The sequence below is a fragment of the Burkholderia sp. FL-7-2-10-S1-D7 genome (assembly GCF_001524185.1).
GTDB lineage: Bacteria > Pseudomonadota > Gammaproteobacteria > Burkholderiales > Burkholderiaceae > Burkholderia > Burkholderia diffusa.
On record NZ_LOWY01000010.1, the window covers coordinates 30,307 to 53,040 of the forward strand.

Annotated in this window: 19 protein-coding genes, 1 tRNA gene and 1 pseudogene; 11 read left to right on the plus strand and 10 right to left on the minus strand. The window is 66.9% G+C overall.

The annotated features are described in order from the left end of the window. Nucleotides 1-66 precede the first annotated feature (66 nt). Nucleotides 67-1,707, plus strand: coding sequence for an L-lactate permease (locus WS75_RS02095; protein WP_059678947.1), 1,641 nt, complete (start codon nt 67-69; stop codon nt 1,705-1,707). Between the two features lie 120 nt (nt 1,708-1,827). On the opposite strand, the gene WS75_RS02100 is transcribed toward WS75_RS02095, so the two are convergent. Beyond that, nucleotides 1,828-2,736 (minus strand): LysR family transcriptional regulator, encoded by a 909-nt coding sequence (locus WS75_RS02100; RefSeq protein WP_059678948.1) that lies wholly within the window; start codon nt 2,734-2,736, stop codon nt 1,828-1,830. A gap of 229 nt (nt 2,737-2,965) precedes the next feature. Here WS75_RS02100 and WS75_RS02105 point away from each other — a divergent pair, with 229 nt between their 5' ends. Together WS75_RS02105 and WS75_RS02110 are read left to right on the plus strand one after the other, a co-directional pair. Further along, the gene (locus WS75_RS02105) at nt 2,966-5,137 is read left to right on the plus strand and encodes a phosphocholine-specific phospholipase C (RefSeq protein WP_059678949.1); all 2,172 of its coding nucleotides are present in this window, start codon (nt 2,966-2,968) and stop codon (nt 5,135-5,137) included. Nucleotides 5,138-5,321: 184 nt separating this feature from the next. Continuing rightward, nucleotides 5,322-6,050 (plus strand): phosphonate utilization associated transcriptional regulator, encoded by a 729-nt coding sequence (locus WS75_RS02110; protein ID WP_059678950.1) that lies wholly within the window; start codon nt 5,322-5,324, stop codon nt 6,048-6,050. Between the two features lie 93 nt (nt 6,051-6,143). On the opposite strand, the gene WS75_RS02115 is transcribed toward WS75_RS02110, so the two are convergent. Both WS75_RS02115 and WS75_RS02120 read right to left on the minus strand, forming a co-directional pair. Next, nucleotides 6,144-7,532 (minus strand): FAD-dependent oxidoreductase, encoded by a 1,389-nt coding sequence (locus WS75_RS02115; protein WP_059678951.1) that lies wholly within the window; start codon nt 7,530-7,532, stop codon nt 6,144-6,146. A 105-nt stretch (nt 7,533-7,637) separates the two neighbouring features. After that, nucleotides 7,638-7,970: pseudogene (locus WS75_RS02120) on the minus strand (2-aminoethylphosphonate--pyruvate transaminase); the annotation flags it as partial. Here WS75_RS02120 and WS75_RS34010 point away from each other — a divergent pair. The 4 genes from WS75_RS34010 (at nt 7,857) to WS75_RS33260 (ending at nt 11,112) form a co-directional block, all read left to right on the plus strand. Continuing rightward, on the plus strand, nt 7,857-8,111 hold the full coding sequence (locus WS75_RS34010; protein WP_179948865.1) for a hypothetical protein: 255 nt from the start codon (nt 7,857-7,859) through the stop codon (nt 8,109-8,111). The pseudogene WS75_RS02120 and the gene WS75_RS34010 overlap by 114 nt on opposite strands. A 5-nt stretch (nt 8,112-8,116) precedes the next feature. Further along, nucleotides 8,117-9,355, plus strand: coding sequence for a phosphonoacetate hydrolase (gene phnA / locus WS75_RS02125; protein ID WP_059678953.1), 1,239 nt, complete (start codon nt 8,117-8,119; stop codon nt 9,353-9,355). 27 nt (nt 9,356-9,382) lie between these two features. Beyond that, the gene (phnY, locus tag WS75_RS02130; protein WP_059678954.1) at nt 9,383-10,837 is read left to right on the plus strand and encodes a phosphonoacetaldehyde dehydrogenase; all 1,455 of its coding nucleotides are present in this window, start codon (nt 9,383-9,385) and stop codon (nt 10,835-10,837) included. A 110-nt stretch (nt 10,838-10,947) separates the two neighbouring features. Then, a complete protein-coding gene (locus tag WS75_RS33260; protein ID WP_257129312.1) occupies nt 10,948-11,112 on the plus strand; it encodes a hypothetical protein in 165 nt (54 codons plus the stop codon). Nucleotides 11,113-11,151: 39 nt separating this feature from the next. Here the strand turns inward: WS75_RS33260 and WS75_RS02135 are convergent, their stop codons facing one another. Next, nucleotides 11,152-11,967: an alpha/beta fold hydrolase gene (locus WS75_RS02135; RefSeq protein ID WP_059678955.1), complete on the minus strand. Its 816-nt coding sequence runs from the start codon at nt 11,965-11,967 to the stop codon at nt 11,152-11,154. Nucleotides 11,968-12,048: 81 nt separating this feature from the next. Between WS75_RS02135 and WS75_RS02140 the strand changes: the two genes are divergently transcribed. Next, complete coding sequence (locus WS75_RS02140; RefSeq protein WP_059678956.1) at nt 12,049-12,663, plus strand: CGNR zinc finger domain-containing protein; 615 nt, start codon at nt 12,049-12,051, stop codon at nt 12,661-12,663. 42 nt (nt 12,664-12,705) lie between these two features. Here the strand turns inward: WS75_RS02140 and WS75_RS02145 are convergent, their stop codons facing one another. Together WS75_RS02145 and WS75_RS02150 are read right to left on the minus strand one after the other, a co-directional pair. Continuing rightward, nucleotides 12,706-13,746: a DUF3592 domain-containing protein gene (locus WS75_RS02145; RefSeq protein WP_059678957.1), complete on the minus strand. Its 1,041-nt coding sequence runs from the start codon at nt 13,744-13,746 to the stop codon at nt 12,706-12,708. 200 nt (nt 13,747-13,946) lie between these two features. Next, nucleotides 13,947-14,022: transfer RNA gene (locus WS75_RS02150), tRNA-Lys, on the minus strand. 191 nt (nt 14,023-14,213) lie between these two features. Here WS75_RS02150 and WS75_RS02155 point away from each other — a divergent pair. Further along, on the plus strand, nt 14,214-14,618 hold the full coding sequence (locus tag WS75_RS02155) for a PaaI family thioesterase (protein WP_011886440.1): 405 nt from the start codon (nt 14,214-14,216) through the stop codon (nt 14,616-14,618). An 8-nt stretch (nt 14,619-14,626) separates the two neighbouring features. Further along, nucleotides 14,627-15,493: a patatin-like phospholipase family protein gene (locus tag WS75_RS02160; protein ID WP_059678958.1), complete on the plus strand. Its 867-nt coding sequence runs from the start codon at nt 14,627-14,629 to the stop codon at nt 15,491-15,493. 49 nt (nt 15,494-15,542) lie between these two features. On the opposite strand, the gene WS75_RS02165 is transcribed toward WS75_RS02160, so the two are convergent. Beyond that, nucleotides 15,543-16,556 (minus strand): D-2-hydroxyacid dehydrogenase family protein, encoded by a 1,014-nt coding sequence (locus WS75_RS02165; protein WP_059678959.1) that lies wholly within the window; start codon nt 16,554-16,556, stop codon nt 15,543-15,545. Nucleotides 16,557-16,982: 426 nt separating this feature from the next. Between WS75_RS02165 and WS75_RS02170 the strand changes: the two genes are divergently transcribed. After that, nucleotides 16,983-18,032 (plus strand): LysR family transcriptional regulator, encoded by a 1,050-nt coding sequence (locus WS75_RS02170; RefSeq protein WP_059678960.1) that lies wholly within the window; start codon nt 16,983-16,985, stop codon nt 18,030-18,032. Nucleotides 18,033-18,173: 141 nt separating this feature from the next. Here the strand turns inward: WS75_RS02170 and WS75_RS02175 are convergent, their stop codons facing one another. The 3 genes from WS75_RS02175 to dprA all read right to left on the minus strand — a co-directional run bounded on the left by WS75_RS02175 (nt 18,174) and on the right by dprA (nt 22,699). Further along, a complete protein-coding gene (locus tag WS75_RS02175; protein ID WP_059678961.1) occupies nt 18,174-20,771 on the minus strand; it encodes a DNA topoisomerase III in 2,598 nt (865 codons plus the stop codon). A 191-nt stretch (nt 20,772-20,962) separates the two neighbouring features. Next, a complete protein-coding gene (locus WS75_RS02180; RefSeq protein ID WP_059534911.1) occupies nt 20,963-21,343 on the minus strand; it encodes a thioredoxin family protein in 381 nt (126 codons plus the stop codon). A 36-nt stretch (nt 21,344-21,379) separates the two neighbouring features. Continuing rightward, entirely contained in the window at nt 21,380-22,699 is a 1,320-nt protein-coding gene (dprA, locus tag WS75_RS02185; protein WP_059678962.1) for a DNA-processing protein DprA, read from the minus strand. Between the last annotated feature and the right edge of the window lie 35 nt (nt 22,700-22,734).

Consider the following 22,734-nt stretch of genomic DNA (forward strand, 5'->3'; position numbering starts at 1 on the left):
TCGACCGCGAAGCATGGGACCGGAGTAAGCGCTAAAGCGCCAACTCCGGTCGACAACGGAGACACGATGAATCCCACCGCAGCCCTGCCGCCCGGCATCCTGTTCGCGCAGCCGTTGACGCCCGTCGCCAACTCGCTGTTCCTGTCTTTCCTCGTCGCCGTGATCCCGATCGCAGTCGCGCTGATCGCGCTCGGCGTGCTGCGCCGGCCAGCGTGGCAGGCGTCGCTCGCCGGCCTCGTCGCGGGCCTCGCGGTCGCGATCGGTGCTTGGGGCATGCCGGCCGGCCTCGCGTTCGACGCGGTCGGCGCCGGCATGGCGCTCGCGGTCGTGCCGGTGATGTGGATCGTGTTCAACGCCCTGCTGCTCTACAACATCGCGGTGAAGTCGGGCCGCTTCGACCAGTTCCGGCAGTGGATGCTCGACAACCTGCCCGACGACCGCCGCCTCGTGCTGCTCGTCGTCGCGTTCTCGTTCGGCTGTTTGCTCGAAGGGATCTCCGGGTTCGGCACGCCGGTCGCGATCACCAGCGCGCTCCTGATCGCGCTCGGCTTCCCCGCGCTCGAAGCGCTCACCTACACGCTGCTGTTCAATACGGCACCGGTCGCGTTCGGCGCGCTCGGCGTGCCGATCACCGTGCTCGGCGCGGTCACGTCGCTGCCGCCCGCGACGCTCGGCGCGATGGTCGGCCGGCAACTGCCGTTCTTCGCGCTGCTGCTGCCGTTCTACGTGGTCGGCGCATACGGCGGCCTGCGCTCGATCTCGAAGCTGTGGCCCGCGCTGCTCGTGTCGGGCGGCAGCTTCGCGATCGCGCAGTTCGTCACGTCGAACTTCCTCGGCTACCAGCTCACCGACGTGCTGTCGTCGCTCACGTCGCTGATCGTCACGATCGGCTTCCTGCAGGTGTGGAAGCCGCAGCCCGATCCGCAATACGCGCTCGCACGCAGCGCACCTGCCGCGGCCGGCGCCGCGCGCGCGGGCTTCGGCGGCTGGCTGCCGTGGATCGTCGTGTCGGTGGTCGTGATAGTCTGGGTGCATGCGAACGTCGCGGCGATCGGCGACGTGAAGATCAAGTGGCCGGGCCTGCACAACACGGTGTTCGTGTCGCTGTATCACAAGCCGTATGCGGCGATCTGGGACTTCCAGCCGCTCGGCACGGGCACCGCGATCCTGCTCTCGGCGATCATCACGGCCGTGCTGACGCGCACCGGCGTCGGCGCGTTCTTCGAATGCGTGGTCAAGACCTGGCGGCAGACGTGGATCGCGATCATCACGGTGATGATGATCGTCGGGCTGGCGTATTTGCTGAACTACTCGGGCATCAGCTACACGCTCGGCACCGGCGTCGCGTCGACCGGCGCGCTGTTTCCGCTCGTGTCGGCGTCGCTCGGCTGGATCGCGGTGTTCCTGTCCGGCAGCGACACGTCCGGCAATGCGCTGTTCGGCAACCTGCAGGTGGTCGCGGCGCGGCAGCTCGGCTTCGATCCGGTACTGATGGCCGCGACCAACTCGTCGGGCGGCGTGATGGGCAAGATGATCTCGCCGCAGAACATCGCCACGGGCGTGTCGACGACCGACCTGAAGGGACAGGAAGGCGTCGTGTTCGCGCGCACGTTCTGGCACAGCGTGATTCTCACGCTGCTGCTCGGCGTGCTCGTGTTCCTGCAGCAGCACGTGTTCACGTGGATGATTCCGGCGCTGCCGAAGTAACACACGGCGGGAAGCAAGAGGGAAGGCACGAGGAAAACAACGAGGGAAGGCGCGGGACCAGCGCCGGACATGACCAGGAATGTGCACGGAAATGCGCGAACCCGGTGAACGCGCGGCGGCTCAGCGCGCGTTCACCGGCCGCGTCGCGTGCGTTGGCTCGTGCGTCGCGGTCCGCACCGGCAGGATGCACGCGAGGAACGCGTCGATCGCGGGGCTCTGGCGGCGCGCCTTCAGGTAGTACACGTATTCGTCGATCGTCGTGTCGACACCGCGCAGCGCGACGACGCGCAGGTCCGGATGACGCTCGGCCTCGCCGCGCGGAAACAGGCTGCCGCCCACGCCATGCAGGATCGCCTCGCGGATCGCTTCGCGGCTGCCGATTTCGGCGACCGACGTGGGCGCGACCCCGGCCGCCGCGAGGATCGTCTCCGTGCAGCGGCGCGTGACCGACCCTTCCTCGCGAATCAGCAGCCGCACGTCCGCGAGCTGCGCGGCGTCGATCGCGTCGAAGCGCGCGAGCGGATGGTCGCGATGCACGACGAGCACGAGCGGATCGGTGGAGATCACCTTGCGTTCGAGGCCGTCCGCGTCATTGCGCTGCGACGACACGGCGAGGTCGATGCGGAATTCCTGCAGCGCCTGCAGGATTTCCTCGGAATTGCCGATCCGGCACGTGAGTGCGATCGACGGATGCGCATGCGAGAAGCGGCCGACCGCGTCCATGATGTAGTACGGCCCGGTCGCACCGATCCGCAGGTGTCCTTCGAACAGGCCGCCGACGTTGCGCAGCATGATGTCGACCTGCGCCTCGAGCGAGATCATCTTCTCGACGAGCGGCAGGAGCTCGATACCGGTTTCAGTGACTTCGAGCCTGCGGCCGCTGCGATAGAACAGCTCGACGCCGTACAACTGCTCGACCTGCCGGATCTGCGCGGCGATGGTCGGCTGGCTGACGCCCAGGTGGCGCGCGGCGCGCGTGATGCTGCCCTGCCGGACGGTCGCGTGGAACGCCTTCAGCTGATCGAACACGGCTCGGCTTCTCCCCCCTCTTCATCGCGCGTCAGCGTAGCGCAGGCATGTGTCGGCCGGATGAAAGGCGCGCCGGGCGCTGCTTCGAAAAAAAGCTGGGGGTGAGCGCAAGAAACCTGCTGGAACCGGTCACGGCCGGGACACGCCGGTGCGGAGTAATAACGGCAACGCACCGACCGCCGGCCCCGCTCGACCGGCGCCACCCTTACCGACCCACAGGATCCTCTTCATGTCCGCCACCAATCGACGCGATTTCCTGCGCCTTGCCGCCCAGTCGGCCGGCGCGATGGCCGCCTACGCCGGCTTCCCGCCCGCGATCCGCAAGGCACTGGCCATGCCGGCCGCCTATCGCACCGGCACGATCCGCGACGTCGAACACGTCGTCATCTTCATGCAGGAAAACCGCTCGTTCGACCATTACTTCGGCGGGCTGCGCGGCGTGCGCGGCTTCAACGACCCGCGCCCGCACCTGCTGCCGAGCGGTGCGCCGGTGTGGCAGCAGCCGCCGGCGTCGGTGTTCACGAAGAACTACCATTCGCGCGGGCTCGACCCGTCCGCGCCGTACGTGCTGCCGTTCTATCTCGACCCGAAGCAGACGACCGAATTCCAGCCGGGCACCAACCACGGCTGGAGCAGCGGCCACCTGTCCTGGAACAACGGCCAGTGGGACCAGTGGGTGAACCAGAAGCAGGACGTGCTGACGATGGGCTACCTGAAGCGCCAGGATCTCACGTACCACTACGCATTGGCCGACGCGTTCACGATCTGCGACGCGTACTTCTGCTCCGCGCACGCCGACACGGCACCGAACCGCATCTACCTGTGGACCGGCACGATCGACTCGCGCAACGTGTACGGCACGCAGCCGAACGGCCCCGGCATCGGCGAGCGCAACAACACGAACGGCTACACGTGGACGACCTACGCGGAACGTCTCGAGAACGCGAAGATCAGCTGGAAGGTGTACCAGGGCGGCACGGGCATCCCGGGCGACCCGACCGACAACTACACCGACAATTCGCTGATGTTCTTCAAGAAGTTCCAGGTGAAGGAAGGCGCGAGCGGCCCGCTGGTCGACAAGGGCGCGTCGGACCACACGCTCGCCGAGCTGAAGGCCGACGTGCAGGCGAACCGGCTGCCGCAGGTGTCGTGGATCGTCGCGCCGTACAAGTACAGCGAGCACCCGCAGGCGTCGCCGACGGACGGCGCGTTCTACATCAACATGGTGCTCGAGGCGCTGACGTCGAACCCCGAGGTGTGGGCGAAGACGGTGTTCATCCTCAACTACGACGAGAACGACGGGCTGTTCGACCACGTCGTGCCGCCGGTGCCGCCGGTCACGAGCGGGGTAGGCGGCCAGGGCATCGTGTCGTCGAACCTGCTGTCGAACCTCGGCGACGAACTGCTCGACCTGAACAAGTACCCGGGCGAGATGAGCCCGCTGGTGCCGGGCGCGGACCCGGGCGGCCTCCAGCCGATCGGCCTCGGGCCGCGCGTGCCGCTGATCATCATTTCGCCGTGGACGAAGGGCGGCTGGGTCTGCTCGGAAACGTTCGACCACACGTCGGTGCTGCGTTTTCTCGAAGCGCGCTTCGGTGTGCAGGAGCCGAACATCAGCGCGTGGCGCCGGTCGGTCTGCGGCGACCTCACGTCGGCATTCGACTTCTCCGCGCGGCCCGATACGCGCACGGTGAGCTTCACGGTGCCGCAGCACATCGCCACCGCCGGCCAGGCGTACCAGGTGCCCGCGCAGCAGTCGATGCCGGCGCAGGAGCCCGGCACGCGTCCGGCGCGCGCGCTGCCGTACGAACTGTTCGTGCATGCCCGCGTGAACGGGCGCGACGACAGCGTGTCGCTCGACTTCGCGAACTCGGGTGACGCGGGCGCCGCGTTCTACGTGTACGACCGCCGCAATCCGGCGACGCCGCCGCGCCGCTACGCGGTGTCCTCGCACGATCGTTTCGCCGATACCTGGAGCACGTCGGCCGCGCGCGGCGACTACCATCTCGCCGCCTATGGCCCGAACGGCTATCTGTGCGAATTCCAGGGCAACACGCGGCTGGCGGCGGACGGCCGCCACGCGAACCCGGAAGCGAAGATCGGCTACGACGTGCGCAACCGCCACGTGTACCTGCAACTGCGCAACAGCGGCCGTGCGACATGCCGCGTGGTCGTCGACAACGCGTACAGCCACGCGCATGCGCGCACCTACACGCTGGAGCCGGGTGAGCGCATCGAGGATCACTTCGAGCTGTCGTCGAGCCACGGTTGGTACGATCTGACGATCACCGCGACGACGCTGCGCGGCGGCGACGACAAGGTCGTGCGCCGCTTCGCGGGCCACGTCGAGACGGGCCGGCCGAGCCAGAGCGATCCGGGGCCGGTCAAGCAGACGGCCTGACGGCTGGCCTGCGTCGCGCGGTTCGGCGTGCTCGCGCCGGCCGCACGCGCATCGCATTCCGGCACGAGGCATGCGCTTTTGGAAACTGAAAACTGTTGACAATATATCGGGCTGAGGGTATATAGCGATCATTCGCCGACATGGCGCCCTCGTTCTCATCCGCAGCTTCGCTGCCTGCCCGATCATGACTGTCCCGAACGCGCTCAACGCCATCGAACTCCTGCAAAGCCAGTCGCTCGCGATGATTGTCCAGGACATGCTGGAGCGCGCGATCGTGTCCGGCGAATATGCGCCTGGCGAGAAACTCAACGAAGTCGATATCGCGACCAAGTTGAACGTGTCGCGCGGCCCCGTGCGCGAGGCGTTTCGTGCGCTCGAGCAGGCCGGGCTGCTGCGCAACGAGAAGAACCGCGGCGTGACCGTGCGCGTCGTGCCGCTGCGCGAGGCCGAGGAGATCTACGAAGTGCGCGCGATGCTCGACGAGTCGGTCGCGCGCGCGCTCGCGAAACGCATTTCGCCCGACACGCTGAAGGTGCTGAAGGGCATCATCCAGTCGATGAAGGATGCGGCGAAGACGCACGACGTCACGCGCTACACCGAGTTGAACGTGCAGTTTCACGACGCGATGGTGGTCGGTGTCGGCAATACGCACCTCACCGACACCTATCGCCGGCTCGTGCGCCAGCTCGGGCTGCTGCGCCAGGCCGCGATCGAGGCCGAGGAGGACGCGATTGCAGTGTCGGCGGCCGAGCACGACAAGATCGTGCAGGCGCTCGCGAGCGGCGACGAGGAGAAGACCGTCGCGCTCGTGCGCGAGCACGTCGCGCACGGCCTTGCGCGGATGCGCCGCACGCATGAGCAGGCGCTGCCCTCGGTGGGCAACGTGGCGCGTGAGAAAACCGCGCGCGCGTGACGCGGCCGCACGGGCGGTCGTACCCAATTCAAAGGGACGCTTCGCAGCGTCCCTTTTTCATTGCGCTTCGTTGCACGTGACGTCATCGCATCGTCACGCCTTGTCGGCCTTGCCGGCCGCGCTCGCGAATTTCGCGAGCCATGTGTCAACCCTCGCCGGCCGTCGGCTCTCGTCTTCCGCGCGCTCCTTGCGGCGGATCGCATTGCGCACGACGTGCGCGCCGACATAGCGGATCGGCTCCGGCGGGAAATGGCCGAGCGGGCCTCGCACGATCGGACTGCGCGTCCAGACGTTGTCGAGGCCGAGCACCAGCGACGACAGGATCTGCCCGCCCATGTAGGTCGGCCCGACGCCGTTGCCCGAATAGCCGAAGCCGTAGAACACGTTCGGCGCGTCGTCGAGGCGGCCGAAAAACGGGAAGCCCGTCACCGAGCGGTCCGACGGGCCGTTCCAGCTCGCGATGACCGGCACGCCCGCGAGCGACGGGAAGAATTCGCGCAGGCTCTGCGTGAGCTGCGCCTCGTACGGCGAGCGCCGGTCGAACACCGGCGCGATGCGGCTGTGCCACGAGAACGTGTTGCCGCCCTTGCCGAGCATCAGCCGCCCGTCGGCCGTCGTGCGGTAGTAATACACGAAGATCCGCGAATCGAGCACCGACACACCGTCCACGAGTCCGGTCTGCTCGAGCAGTTCCGGGCATTTCTCCGTGATGACCATGTCGCTCGACACGACCGCGATCGTGCGTTCGAACTGCGGGAAGCGACTCGCCATCCACGCGTTGATCGCGAACACCAGCTTGCTCGCGCGCACGCTGCCGGACGGCGTGCGCACGACGGCCGGTTGTCCCGGCGTGAAGTCGACGAGCGGCGTGCGCTCGTAGATCCGGATTCCCGTGTCGAGCGCGACGCGGCGCAGCCCGCGCACGAGCTTGCCGGGATGCACGGTCGCGGCGATCGGCGAGTACACGCCGTCGAGATTGCGTGCGGAGCCCGAGCGGCGCGCGACCTCGGCGGCCGGCAGAGGCTCGTAGCTGTGGATGCCGCACGCGGCGAGCGCGTCGAGCACCGGCGCGAGCGTGCCGACCTGCGCGCGCGACGTCGCGGTGTACAGCGTGCCGTCGAGCCGCAGCTCCGCATCGATGCGATGCGCGCGGCAGAAGTCGGCGATGTGCTGGACGGCCGCCTCCGACGCCTTCACGAGCCGGATCGCCTCCGCTTCGCCGAACAGGCGGCGCAGCGTCAGGAATTTCGCGGACCACGTGAGCAGACACCCGCCGTTGCGCCCGCTCGCGCCGGCGCCGCACAGGTCGGCTTCGAGTATCGCGATGTCGAGCGCCGGGTTCTGCTGTTTCGCCTGGATCGCGGTCCAGAGCCCGGTGAAGCCGCCGCCGACGATACAGACGTCGGCCTGCGTCGCGCCCTGCAAGGCGGGGGCGAGATCGCCGTCGTTGAACAGTGCTTGTTCGATCCAGAAGGGTCGCATCGGTTGTCGTGCCGGTAAGGGTCGGGCGCCGTGCCGCGCACGGCGGGAAAAGAAAACGAAACCGCCGCACGGCGATGCGTGTCGTCGTGCGGCGGGTACATCGCGTCAGGCCGCGGCTTCGGCAGACGTGCGGCGCCTGCCCATCCCCGTCAGCGTGTCGGCGATTGCGGCGACCGCGCCCGGAATGCCGGCTTCGCCGAAGCGGCCGATGCAGCCGACGTGGACCGTATCGACTTCCGTCAGCTTGCCCCGATACAGAACGTAGCCGCGCATTTTGACCTCCTGATAAAACCGCTTGAAATCGTGGTTTGGATCGTCCGGCGCATGGAACGTGACGATGATCGGCACCGGGATTGCCGGATCGACGAACGGCCGGAAGCCGTCGACCAACGCGCGGCAACTGCGCTGGCAGCGGCCGCCGCGTGCGGCGAGTCCGCCGTGCTTTCGCCTTTTGCTTTCTGTTTTCTCCATATTGTTGACAATCTACAAATCATCGATTTTAATGTCAAGCATGGAAAACATCCTTCTCGGCGCGGTGCGGGCGCCGACAGCGCAACCCCTTCGAACCGAAAGGACTGAACGTCATGTCTGAAACGCCTGTATCCGTGGAAGTGAACGGCCGCCGCTACAACTGGATGAGCCGCCCCGTGGTGGTGGTCTGCGTCGATGGTTGCGCCTATGAATACCTCGAGATGGCGGCCGAGGCCGGCGTCGCGCCGTTCCTGCGCACGCTGCTCAAGCCGGGCACGGCGCTCAAGGGCGAGTGCGTGGTGCCGAGCTTCACGAACCCGAACAACCTGTCGATCGTGACGGGCGTGCCGCCGGCGATCCACGGGATAAGCGGCAACTACTTCTACGATCGCGACACCGGCGCCGAGGTGCTGATGAACGATCCGAGGTACCTCGTCGCGCCCACCGTGCTCGCGGCCTTCGCCGAACGCGGCGCGCGCGTCGCGGTCGTCACCGCGAAGGACAAGCTGCGCCGCTTGCTCGGCAAGGGGCTCAAGGGCATCTGCTTCTCGTCGGAGAAGGCCGACGAGGCGAGCGTCGAGGAAAACGGCATCGACAACGTGCTGGAACTGGTCGGCAAGCCGGTGCCGAGCGTGTACAGCGCGGAGCTGTCCGAGTTCGTGTTCGCGGCTGGCGTGCGCCTGCTCGAAACACGCCCGATCGACCTGATGTACCTGTCGACGACCGACTACGTGCAGCACAAATGCGCGCCCGGCACGGGCGGCGCGAACGCGTTCTACCAGATGATGGACGCGTACCTGAAGCGGTTCGACGAGCTCGGCGCGATCGTCGCGATCACGGCCGACCACGGGATGAACGCGAAGCACGACGGCGAGACCGGCGAACCCAACGTCATCTACCTGCAGGAGCTGTTCGACGAGTGGCTCGGCCACGATGCCGCGCGCGTGATCCTGCCGATCACCGATCCGTACGTCGTGCACCACGGCGCGCTCGGCTCGTTCGCGACCGTCTACGTGCCGGATTCCGCCGACGCCGACGCGCTGCGCGCGCGGCTTGCCGCGGTGGACGGCATCGAGGTCGTGCTGTCGGGTGCCGAGGGCTGCGCGCGCTTCGAGCTGCCGCCCGACCGGATGGGCGACCTGATCGTGATCTCGAAGCAGGACGTCGTGCTCGGCACGAGCCGCATCAAGCACGACCTGTCGGGCCTCGACGTGCCGCTGCGCTCGCACGGCGGGATCTCCGAGCAGATCGTGCCGCTGATCTTCAGCAAACCGGTCGCGACCGACGTCACGGGCCGCGCGCGACTGCGCAACTTCGACATCATCGACATCGCGCTCAATCATCTGCAGTGACGCGTACGCACCCGCCAGGAAGACATCATGAACGACATTGCAGCATCGGCGGAGGCCCGTGCGTTTCATCGTGAAGCACTGCGAGTCGATGGGGAGCGGATTCATCGCGACGCGGTGATCGAGGTGCGCAACCCGTACGACGGAACGCTCGTCGGCACCGTGCCGAAGGCGACGCTCGATGACGTTCGGCGCGCGTTCGCCGCCGCGCGTGCATACCGGCCGTCGCTCACGCGCCACGAGCGTGCGGCGATCCTGCGCCGCGCGGCCGACATCGTGCGTGAGCGCACCGCCGAGATCGCGGCGCTGATCACGGCCGAGGCCGGGTTGTGCATCAAGGATTCGACGTACGAAGCCGGGCGCGTTGCCGACGTGCTGACGTTCGGCGCGGGCGAAGTGCTGAAGGACGACGGGCAGATCTTCTCGTGCGATCTGACGCCGCACGGCAAGAAGCGCCGCGTGTACACGCAGCGCGAACCGCTGCTCGGCGTGATCTCCGCGATCACGCCGTTCAACCATCCGATGAATCAGGTCGCGCACAAGGTCGTGCCGTCGGTCGCGACCAACAACCGGATCGTCGTGAAGCCGTCGGAGAAGGTGCCGCTGTCGTGCTACCTCTTTGCGGACATCCTGTACGAAGCCGGTCTGCCGCCGCAGATGCTGCAAGTGCTCACCGGCGACCCGAAGGAAATTGCCGACGAGCTGATCACGAACCCGGCGATCGACCTCATCACGTTCACCGGCGGCGTATCGATCGGCAAGTCGATCGCGTCGCGAATGGGCTATCGGCGCGCGGTGCTCGAACTCGGCGGCAACGATCCGATCATCGTGATGGACGATGCCGATCTCGACGAAGCAAGCTCGCTCGCCGTGTCGGGCTCGTACAAGAACTCGGGGCAGCGCTGCACCGCGATCAAGCGCATGCTCGTGCACGAGGCGGTGGCCGATCGCTTCACCGAGCTGGTGGTCGAGAAAACGCGCGCGTGGTCGTACGGCAATCCGTCCGATCCGTCGGTGGACATGGGCACGGTGATCGACGAGGCAGCCGCGAAGTTCTGCGAGCAGCAGGTGAACGACGCGATCGCGCGCGGTGCGCGGTTGCTGGTCGGCAACGTTCGCGACGGTGCGCTGTATTCGCCGACGGTGATCGATCGCGTGACGCCCGACATGCCGCTCGTGAAATACGAGACGTTCGGCCCGGTGTCGCCGATCATGCGCTTTCGCGACATCGACGAAGCAATCCGGATGTCGAACAGCACCGACTATGCGTTGTCGTCGTCGGTCTGCACGAACCGCTTCGACAACATCACGCGCTTCATCACCGAGCTCGAAGTCGGCAGCGTGAACGTGCGCGAGGTGCCGGGCTACCGGCTCGAACTGACGCCATTCGGCGGCGTGAAGGATTCGGGGCTTGGGTACAAGGAAGGCGTGCAGGAAGCGATGAAGAGCTTTACGAACACGAAGACCTATTCGCTGCCGTGGTAAGCGGCACGCAATGTGCCCGCGCCCGCACCGGCTTCGTGGCCAGTGCGGGCGCTATTCGATCGGCTCATGTCGTTCGCCGATTGGGATGCTAGCGCACGTTGCAGCGCTGCGTGAACCTGCTCGAAGTGCCGGAGATGCGTGCGCACGCTGCGATGTTTCTCGCGGATGACCGTGTCGTCGAGGCCGGCGCGTCGCGCGAGTTGTTCGGGCGATCGCGCGCCCCCCGCACCGCGAAATTCGTCGCGACGCTCGCGCTTGGCGTAATGGCCTTCTGACGCGCCACGCCACGCCACGCCACGCGGCTGCGGGAGGCATCAATCCTGTCGGTGTCCGTCGAGCACGGCGGCGACGATCGCTTCCGGCGCATCTTCCTGAACGAGGTGGCCTGCACACGGCACGCGGATCAGCTTGCCGCCCGCGATGCGATCGGCGAGGGCCTGCCCCTGTTCGAGCGGAATCCACGCGTCGTCCTCGCCCCACACGATGCGCACCGGAAAGTCCGGCGGCGCATAGCGTGCCTCGGCTTCCTCGATGTAACGCTGGCGCATCTGCGCGATCTGCCGATAGAACGCCGCCTGGCCGGCCGGCGTGAGCCATGGCGAGCGATAGATCGACAGCACGTCGTCGCTCAACGGTCGCGCGACGGCATTGCCGATATAGGCCGACACGAGCGCGTGGTGCGCATACGCCGGCAGCCCCGTGAACGCGGCTTCGTGCTGCGCGACATGCCGCACGAACGGCGAGCCTTGCGGCGCGATCGCAACCGGGTTCACGAGCGTCAGGTCCGAATACGCGATGCCGTCGAGGAAGTGCGCGCGCAGCACGGTCGCGCCGCCGTAGTCGTGTGCAAGCACGCGCGGGCGCGCAATATTCCATTCGTCGAGCAGCGCGCCGAACAGCACGTTCTGCCGGCCGAGCGAGACGTCCGCGTCGGGCATGTCCGACTGGCCGTAGCCGAGCAGGTCGTAGAAGAACACGCGATGGCGTCGCGCGAGCCATGGCGCGATCCGGCGCCACACCTGCGATGAAAACGGCGTTCCGTGCACGAGCACGAGCGGCGGCCCTTCACCGAGCGTGCCCCATGCGATCCGGTGACCGTCGAAAACGAAGCGATAGGCGAGATCGAGCATCGGCGCCTCCGTGATAACCTGTTTTGGTTGATAACAGGTTACGCCTGTTCATCCGGATATGAAACCGATAGGTGGAAATAAATGGTTACTCGACACGAGCCTGGGCGACAGGCGCATGTATGGAGCGCGGCCGATTTCGTCGGCGGCCATCCGGCGCTCGATTTCCTGAACACGGTGGCCGACACGGGCAAGACGCGCGACGAGGACAAACTCGTCGACTGGGCGGCCGTGCGCGCATGGGCGGGGAAATCGGGGTTGCTGGCTCGGGCCGACCTGACACGGTTTCTGCGTCATCCCCGGCAGGACGGCGCGGACGAACTCGCCGCGCTGCATGGTTTTCGCGAGGATGCGTACGCGGCACTCGCGCATCTGACGAGCGGTGGCGGCGGCGGCGCCGGCGCGCGAGCGGCAGGCCGGCTCACGGAGGCAATCCGCGATGCGATCGGGCGCAGCGCGTTTGACGCGGTCGATGGCCGCTTCGCGTGGCGGCCCGATGCGCGTGCCGCGTCGCGCTGGGTCGACGCGGCCGCGCTCGGGTTCGAGCATCTGCTGCGTGGCGACGACTTCGCGCGCGTGCGGCAGTGCGGCCGCTGTACGTGGTTCTTCGTCGACCACGGCCGCGGCGTCGGGCGCCGCTGGTGCAACATGCGCACCTGCGGGAATCGCGCGAAGGTGGAGGCGTTCAGGGAACGGTGAGGCCAGGGCCGCGGCGCCGACGACTCGCCTGCTCCGCGTTCATCATTCAGCGAGTTCGTGCGGCCGATGGTCGGGCCACAGCGCACCGATGACGAACAATCCGGTGACGAGGAACGGCGCGCCGATCGCGAACAGGATCGCCGTGAGTCCCCAGCGGTCCCAGAACCGGTCGATGACCGCGCGCTCGGGTATGACGGGGTCGTACAGCACGTTGACCACCTCGCCTTCGTACAGCCAGGGGCGCGATGAAGCCGAGCCTTGCGCGAACGTGACCGGGCGGCCGCTGTCGGTCGTGAACGCGATGGTCGCCGAATAGAGCGACGTGCGTGTGCGGGACGATTGCGCCGATTCGGTGATCTCGACGACGTGGCCGGTCGAGTGCGCGTAATGGCGGGCGATCTGCCACTCGCGCAGCCCGGCAGCACCGGCGCCGGCCAGGAAGCCGGTGCCGATCGCGATCGGCATCAGCACGATCGCGATGTTCCAGCGGCGCCGGGCCGTCTTGCCGGCGGCAAGCGCGTCGTCTCGCCGGCTGGGGCGCTCGCTCCCGTACAGCAGGCAGCCGACCGCAAGCGACGCGACCGCGAGCAGTGCCGGCACCGCGACGGGAAACCAGCGTTGCGTGAAATCGTCGATCAGCGCGGGACGGTTCGGATGGGCAGGATCGACCAGGACGTCCACGCTTTCGCCGATGTCGTACGCCGGGACCACCGATGCGGTATTGCCGGCGACTTCACGGCGGTGGCCGTCGTTCGCGAGATAGGCGACGATCGGACGGTATCCGCGCATCGCGTCGCTGTCCTGCACGATGCGCACGACCGTGCCCGGCGTGCGGACCAGATCACCCACCGCATGGCTCGCGGTGACGGCGAGCATCGCTGCGACCACGAGCAGCGCAACGCCGAGCGCGAGTGCGACGAGCGCGTCCTTACGTGGCATGGCCGGATCCGCGTTGCGCGTCGTGCGACGGGGCCGGATGCGATCGGGGGGATGGCGCGACTCGACGTGCGTGCCGCTGTCGGCGTGACCGTGCCCTCTGAATGGTCGCGTCTCGCTCACATGATTCCATGTCTGACGTCCCATGCTCTCTCAGTGCCGGGGGCGATATGGCGATCGCCGCCCCGGTCGTGTGATATTTTGTCGGACGATTCTAGCGGAAAGTGTACGGGCGAGGCATGTATGTAATTGCATGCCGTGATGCGGGGGAGTTGGGCGGGCGCCTGAATCGGTCGCCGGAATGGAAAAAGGCCGGTCAGCTTGCGCTGACCGGCCTTTGGAATTCCTGGTGGGGCGTGAGTGACTCGAACACTCGACCTACGGATTAAGAGTCCGCTGCTCTACCAACTGAGCTAACGCCCCCAACAGAAGAAAGATTATGCACGGGTATTTCAGACTTGGCAAGCCCTTTCTGCAAATTCCCTGAAAATATTTCGTCACGGCCCCGGCGGCTTCCGGTGCGCCAACGATCGATCGCAGTTGGCGTGCTCCCGGTATGATGACGTCCACACCCGTTGCGCGGCGGTCGCGCAACGTTTTCTGGACATTCGAAGATGGACGAAAACGCAGTCCGCGAATTGCTGGATCGCCTGCTGGCCCCGTGGGTCCGCTCGCTCGGTCTGGTCCCCGTATCGATCGGCGACGACAGCGTCACGATGCGCCTGCCGTTTTCCGGCGAATTCCGTCATTCGGGCGGCATCATCTGCGGGCAGGTGTTCACGGCCGCCGCCGACACCGCGATGGTGGTCGCGATCTCGGCCGCGCTCGGCGAGTTCCGGCCGATGACCACCGTCTCGCTGAACACGAATTTCATGCGTCCGGTGCGCAAGGGCGACGTGCTCGTCACCGCGCGCGTGCTGCGCATGGGCCGCAACCTGGTATTCGGCGAAGTCGAGCTGTTCGACGAGGACGGCAAGATGGCCGTTCACGCCACGTCGACCTACGCGCTCGTCAGCTGAGCGGCGCGATGTTCGACCAGATCGTTTTCGCGGGCGGCGGCAATCGCTGCTGGTGGCAGGCCGGCTTCTGGGACGTTGCCCAGCCGGCGCTCGGCTTGCGCCCGCGCGTGATCGCCGGCATCTCGGCCGGCGCGGCGACCGCCTGCATGCTGTATACGCGCGATGCCGCGTGGGTGATGCGCTATTACGAGGAGGCGTTGCGCCACAACCGCAAGAACGCGTACTGGGGCAACCTGTTCGGGCGCGAGCCGGTGTTTCCGCATTACCGGATCTACCGTCAGGCATTGCTCGACATCTACGGCGAGCCGTTCGCGAAGCTCGCCGCGGCGCCGGAGATCCGCATCGGCGTGTCGCACGTGCCGCGCTGGCTCGGCGCGCGCAGTGCGGTCGCCGCCGGCCTCGTCGCGTACAACATCGAGAAATACGTGCGCAAGACGCTGCACCCGACGCTCGGGCGCATGCTCGGCTTCCGGCCCGAATTCGTGCGCGCGCAGGCATGCGCGAGCGTCGAAGAACTCGCCGACCTGATCCTGCAGTCGTCGTGCACGCCGCCGTTCACGCCGGTGCTGCGTCGCGGCGGCCGGCCCGTGCTCGACGGGGGGATGGTCGACAACGTGCCGGTCGACGCGCTCGACGCATCGCCGGGCGGCGTGCTGGTGCTCGTCACGCGGCTGTATCCGCGCCCGCAGATGTTCACGGTCGCGCACGGCGACCAGAGGCGGCTCTATGTACAGCCGTCGAGCAAGGTGCCGATTTCGAGCTGGGATTACACGAGCCCGTCGCAGATGCGGCATGCATACGACCTCGGGCGGCGCGACGGCGAGCATTTCCTCACGCGCGTCGACGCGATGACGGGCGGCCGCGTGGCCGCCTGAAGGCGGGAACGGAGAAACGGGGCCGCGCGGCGAGCGCGGCCCGCGCCGGTCAGCGCACGCGGCGCGGCGTCAGCGCTTCCGGATTGACGACGCTCGACATGTCGCCCTGGTCGAACGCGAGGATGTTCCGGAACGCCGCGCTGAAGTAGAGCTCGTAGCTTTCGCGCTCGACGTAGCCGATGTGCGGCGTGCAGATCACGTTTTCCATCCGCAGCAGGCTGTAGCCCTGCAGGATCGGCTCACTCTCGAACACGTCGATCGCGACCATCCCCGGACGGTTGTGCGACAGCGCGTTGACGAGCGCGTTTTCCTCGAGCAGCTCCGCGCGGCTCGTGTTGACGAGCAGCGACGTCGGCTTCATCCGCATCAGGTCTTCCTGCTTGACGATCCCGCGCGTGTCGTCGTGCATGCGCAGGTGCAGCGACAGCACGTCGCTCTGCTCGAACAGCGCTTCGCGGCTCTCGGCGGCCGTGTAGCCGTCGGCGCGCGCGGCCTCGAGCGAATGCTCGCGGCCCCAGATCAGCACGTTCATCCCGAACGCCTTGCCGTAGCCGGCGACCAGCCGGCCGATCTTGCCGTAGCCCCAGATGCCGAGCGTCTGGCCGCGCAGCACCTGGCCGAGACCGAAGTTCGGCGGCAGCGCCGACGTCTTCAGGCCCGACTGCTGCCAGGCACCCTGTTTCAGGTTCGCGACGTATTGCGGAATGCGGCGCTGGGCGGCCATCACGAGCGCCCAGGTCAGTTCGGCGGGCGCGACCGGCGAACCCGTGCCTTCGAGCACCGCGATGCCGCGGTCGGTACATGCTTCGAGGTCGATGTGGCTCGAGATACGGCCGGTCTGGCTGATCATGCGCAGGTTCGGCAGCTTGGCGAGCAATTGCGACGAAATCGGCGTGCGCTCGCGAATCAGCACGAGCGCCTCGACTTCCGCCAGGCGGCTCGCGAGTTGCCCCAGGCCGCGAACCGTGTTGTTGAAGACCTTCACGTCGTGCTCGGCAAGCATCTCGAAGCAGTTCAGCTTGCGGACGGCGTCCTGGTAGTCGTCGAGGATGGCAATTTTCATGATCAGCGGGAGTCGCGCGTTGAAGGCGGCAGTAGCGGCGGCGCACGTCGCGCGCCCGTCCCGCCCGGCCGGGGCCGACATGATGCTACGTCGGCGGACGTCTTGGTGTCTTTTTAACAGGTTGTTACGCTCCGCCGCAATCGGCGCCGGCCTGACCCGGCGCCGCTCCCGTCGGGTGTGGCGGGGTGCGATGTTGTGTCGCATCAGACACGTCCTTCCTGATTCGGCCGCTTACCGGATGAGGTTCACCCAATTGTTGCTTCAATCAGAATAATTGGATCATCCATTCGCGATGAGTGAGGATTTTTGACTATTTTTATCGTCAACGTGGGCCTTGTTGAGCAACTCTGCATCATTTCCGCTGTCGTAGGAGAATTACGCATATGCTTCAACTTTTTGAAGTTGTAACAGCGGCAGGAGTCGTTTATGGATCATTTGCAGTCGATGCGCGTGTTCGTCAAGGTTGCGGATCTCGGCAGTTTCGCGCGGGCCGCGAGTGCAATGGATATCTCCAACGCGGTCGCGACGCGTCACGTCGCCGATCTGGAAGGTCGGCTCGGCACGCGCCTGCTGAACCGCACCACGCGCAGCCTTTCGCTGACGGAGTCGGGCCAGGTCTACCTGGAGCGGGCGCGCCAGATTCTCGATGAGCTCGAGGATGTCGAACAGATGGTCGTCGCGCGCAATCACGAGCCGGTCGGCACGTTGCGCATCGTCGCGCCGGTCGTGTTCGGCCTGCACAACCTTGCCCCCGTCCTGCAGTCGTACACCGAGAAATTCCCGAAGGTGGTGCCGGATCTGACGCTGGTCGACCGCCAAGTCGATCTCGTCGAGGAAGGTTTCGACGTCGGGATCGTCGTCACGCGTCAGATGCGCAGCGCGAGCATCGTCACGCGGCGGCTGACCACGGGCTGCATGACCGTGTGCGCGACGCCGAGCTACCTGGAAAAGCACGGCGTGCCGACCCACCCGGAACACCTCGCCGAGCACCCGGCGCTGAGCTTGCCGACCGAATACTGGGGCGACGAGCGCGTGTTCACGGGGCCGGACGGCGAAGTGCGCGTGCGCCCGACCAACGTGATCGTCGCGAACAACACTGCGATGCTGCGCCAGTTCGCGCTGCTCGGGATGGGTGTCGCGATCCTGCCGAGCTACCTGATCGGCAGCGACATCGCGCGCGGTGCGCTGGTGCGGCTGCTGCCGGATTTCCGGCTGCCGCAGGTCGAGATCAACATCGCCTATCCGAGCCGGCGCCATCTGCCTGCGAAGGTGCGGACGTTCATCGACCACCTCGTCGAGTATTTCAGCCACTCGACCGACGCGACGATGGGCGAACAGTGGGCCGCACAGGGTGCTGCGCCTGCGCCGATCGGCGTCGAGATGCGTGCCGAGCCCGCCGAATCGACCGACCCGAACCTGCAGCCGCGCCTCGCGCGTTCGCCGCGCGCGCGGGTCGCGGTGCCGTCGCCGCTGTAACGTCGCGGCGGCCGCGCACGGAAACGGCCGGCATCAAGAAAAAACGCGGATCGAGCGATCGATCCGCGTTTTTTTATCGCCGCCTTCATGGTCGTTCGACCGGCGCGCGCCGCGCCGGGGGAGCCCCCGGCAGCCTGAGCATTACGAGCCCGTCTTGCGCGCCGTCGTCTTGCGGGCGGCGGTCTTGCGAGCCGGTGCCGGTTTCTCTTCGGCGCCTTCCGTCACGGTTTCGGCGTCCTTCGTCGCCGATTTTGCCGTCTTCTTCGCGGCGGCAGCCTTCGGCTCCTTCTTCTCGAACTCGAAACCGATCTTGCCGTCCGGCTGCTTCACGAGGAAGGCCTTGAAGTTGCGGCCCGTGCGCGACGACTTGAAGTTCGGCAGCAGATCCGTGCGGCCGTCGGCCAGCAGCTTCGCCATCTGCTCTCGCGTGATTTCCTGTTGCAGGATCACCTTGCCCGAACGGAAGTCGCAGGTCTTCGGATTCGCGACCGAGTGCTCGCACACATAGCTCATCCCGTGCTCGAACACGCGGCCCTTGCACTTCGGGCACGCGCCGACCGGTTCCTGCGCGGAGAAGTCGGGCGCCTCGCCTTCCTCGCCGCCCTGGTCCTGGCCGAAGTCGAACTCGAGCTTGTAGTTCTTCGTCTCGTCGTCGAACGAGAGCTTCAGGATCGCCGAGAACGGGCGGCCCATCTTGCTGCGGAAGCCGGACAGCGGACCGATGGTCTTCTGCTGCAGCAATTCCTCGACTTCCGCGATCTCGAACTGCCGGCTACCCGGAATCTTCGAGATCGAGAACTCGCACTTCGTGCATGCGAAGCGGCGGTAGTTTTCCTTCACCTGGCCGCCGCAGTTCGGGCACGGTGTCTCGAGCGTCGCGTAATCGCCCGGGATCGTGTCGGAATCGTATTCCTTCGCGCGCTTGACGATCTGCTGCGTCATGCGGGCGATTTCCTGCATGAACGCGTCACGCCCGAGGTTGCCGCGCTCCATCTGCGACAGCTTGTATTCCCATTCGCCGGTGAGCTCGGGCGCGGTCAGTTCCTTCACGCCGAGCCCGCGCAGCAGCGTCATCAGCTGGAATGCCTTCGCGGTCGGGATCAGTTCGCGGCCTTCGCGCACGAGATATTTCTCGCCGAGCAGGCCTTCGATGATCGCCGCGCGCGTCGCCGGCGTGCCGAGGCCCTTCGCGGCCATCGCCTCGCGTAGCTCGTCGTCCTCGACGAGCTTGCCCGCGCCTTCCATCGCCGACAGCAGCGTCGCTTCCGAGTAGCGTGCGGGCGGCTTCGTCACGAGCGCGACGGCGGCGATCTCGTCCGTCTTCACCTTCTCGTCCTTCTGCACCGGCACGAGGTTCGCGTCCGCGCCTTCGGCGTCGCGGCCGTACACCTGCAGCCAGCCCGGCTCGACGAGCACCTTGCCTTCGGTCTTGAAGTGATGGCCGGCGACTTCGGTGATCCGCGTCGTGACGCGGAATTCGGCCGCCGGGAAGAACACTGCGAGGAAGCGCTTCACGACCATGTCGTACAGCTTCTGCTCCGGCTCGGACAGCGACTTCGGCGCCTGCAGCGTCGGGATGATTGCAAAGTGGTCGCTGATCTTCGAGTTGTCGAAGATCCGCTTGTTCGGCTTCACCCAGCCCTTGTCGAGCACCTGCTTCGCGTGCGGCAGGTAGTTGTGGCTCTCCTTGAGCATCTCGAGCGTGGACTGCACCGTCGAGATGTAGTCTTCCGGCAGCGCGCGCGCGTCGGTACGCGGGTACGTCAGCACCTTGTGCTTTTCATACAGCGCCTGCGCGAGACCGAGCGTGTTCTTCGCGGAGAAGCCGAAGCGGCTGTTCGCCTCGCGCTGCAGGCTCGTCAGGTCGAACAGCAGCGGCGACAGTTGCGTCGACGGCTTCGATTCCTCGGACACCGTGCCGACCTGGTCGCGGCACGCGGCGACGATCGTTTCGGCGGCCGGCAAGCTCCACAGGCGGGAGTCGCGCCTTTCCGGATCGAATTCGTCGCGTTTGAATTTCGGGTCGAACCACTTGCCTTCGTAGAACCCGCCCGCGCACGCGAACGCGGCCTTCACTTCCCAATAGTCGCGCGGGACGAAACGGCGGATTTTCTCTTCACGTTCGACGACGATCGACAACGTTGGCGTCTGAACGCGGCCGACGGTCGTCAAGAAGAAGCCGCCGCCCTTGCTGTTGAACGCGGTCATCGCCCGCGTGCCGTTGATCCCGACGAGCCAGTCGGCTTCCGAGCGGCAGCGTGCGGCGTCGGCGAGCGGCTGCATGTCCGTGTCGCTGCGCAGATGCGCGAAACCGTCGCGGATCGCCTGCGGCGTCATCGACTGCAGCCAAAGGCGCTGGACCGGCTGCTTTGCCTTCGCGTGCTGCACGATCAGGCGGAAAATCAGCTCGCCCTCGCGCCCCGCGTCACATGCGTTGATCAGGCGGTCGACGTCCTTGCGCTTCATGAGCTTGGTCAGGACTTTCAGGCGCGACTCGCTTTTTGCGATCGGGTTCAGGTCGAAATGCGGGGGGATGACGGGCAGATGAGCGAAGCTCCATTTCCCCCGCTTGACCTCGTACTCTTCCGGGGCGGCGATTTCGAGCAGGTGGCCGACCGCGGACGACAGGACGAATTCGTCGCTCTCGAAGTATTCGTCATGCTTTGTAAAGCCGCCCAAAGCGCGCGCGATGTCGTTCGCGACAGAAGGCTTTTCCGCAATGATCAGTGCTTTGGACATGACAGATGTGTGTTGGTAGACCGGGTTCGCCGGCGTGGGTCCCTTTTACGACGGCTTTATAGCACACGCCGTGGCGACGGCGGCGCGGCGTGCAAAAAGCGGCTCATCATAGTGGGGGGCCGCAATGGCGGCAAGCGCCCGGCGTGGCGGCACGCGCGACGGCGCGAAAAGCTGCCGGGCTGGCGTGCGGCTTACGCCTCGACATTCAGGATGTTGCGCAATTTCGGTGCGTGCGGCGCGCCGGGCACGGCGCTCAGGTCGGACAGCATCCGTTCGACGATCGCCGCGTGCGGCAGCACCGTGCCGAAGAAGCGCGCGGTGTTCGCGTCCTCGATCAGGATCGTCGGGAAATTCTCGACGTCGAGATCGTCGAGCCGGTCGGCATGGGTTTCGACGTCGATCCACGCGAAGCAGGCGTCGGGATGGGCGTCGGCGAGCTGGTCGAAGGCCGTTCGGTAATCGCGGCAGGTGCCGCACCATTCGGCGCACAGGCAGGCGACCAGCAGCGTGTCGGGATCGGCGAGGCGCTCGGCGATCCGATCGGCATCGGTGTCGAGATTCAGCGCGGGCATGGAATTCCTTGAGTAGCGTCGGCGGCACGGCCGCCTCTATGCGGGGGACTGTAGCACGCCGGACGCGGGCAGGGTGGGCGTCGCGTCAAGCCGCGCGAAGCGTCCGCCGGGCATGCTCGCAACGCGGCCGGCCAGTTCGAGCCCGAGTAGCGAGCGGTGCAGCGCGTCGTCGGACAAGCCGGTGTGCTCGGCGAGCCACTCGTAAGTAACGGGGCCGTATCCCAGTGCGGCGAGTACGGATCGGTCGGCCGGGTCGTCGGTCGGCGTGCCGTCGATCTCGGCGGGCGCAGCGGCCGGAATGGCGGAACCCGCTTTCCCGATGGGCTCGTCCGCGCACCGCGCGGCGGTGTCGGTTGTTCCTCCGTTATCGGGGCGCGAACGCGAATTCGTCGCGCGGCCGGCGTGAGCAGCCGGTTCGCCCAACCCGTATTCCTCAAGCACGTCGAGCGGCGTCGCGGTGAGCTTCGCGCCGTCGCGGATCAGCGCGTGGCAGCCCTGCGCGAGCGGCGCGTGGATCGAGCCCGGCATCGCGAACACGTCGCGGCCCAGCTCGTTGGCGAGCCGCGCGGTGATCAGCGAGCCGGAGCGCGGCGCGGCTTCGACGACGAGCGCGCCCAGCGCCAGTGCAGCGATCAGCCGGTTGCGCTGCGGGAAATGTGACGCCCGCGCGGGTGTGCCGAGCGGCCATTCGGAAACGATCGCGCCGCGTGCGGCAATCTCGTGCGCAAGGGTGCGGTGCCGAGCCGGATAGACGAGATCGGCGCCCGTCGCGATCACCGCGACCGTGCCGGCGCGGCCGTCGAGCCCGCCGCGATGTGCGGCACCGTCGATGCCGAGCGCGAGACCGGAGACGATCACGAGGCCCGCATCGGACAGCGCATGCGAGAAGCGCGTGGCGTCTGCGAGCCCCTGCGGCGTTGCATGGCGGCTGCCGACCACGGCGAGTCCGCGCCCGTGCAGCAAGTCGAGCCTGCCCTTTACATATAGCAGCGGTGGCGGATCGTGCAGGTCGCGCAGCCGCGGCGGATAGACGGGATCGTTGAGCGTGACGATCGCGTTGCCCGGTGTATCGAGCCATGCCAGTGTGGCGTCGGTACGCGCATCGAGGTCGTTCCGCTGGCTGGTGCGCACCGCCCGCGCGGCCGCAGCGCTGCTCGCCGCACCGATGGCCTGGTCGGACGCGCGCAGCAGCGCCGCCGGCGAGCCGAATGCATCGAGCAGCGCACGCAGCACGGCGGGCGAGAGCCCCGGCGCATGCGAGAGCTGCAGCCACGCACGCAACGCGGAGGTCGTCAGCGCTTGCGGCGACATGAGGTTCCCCTCGAATGCGGCGGCCAGCGAACAGCGTGGCGCCATGATAAAATTTTCATCATCCGAAATACTCGACAGGG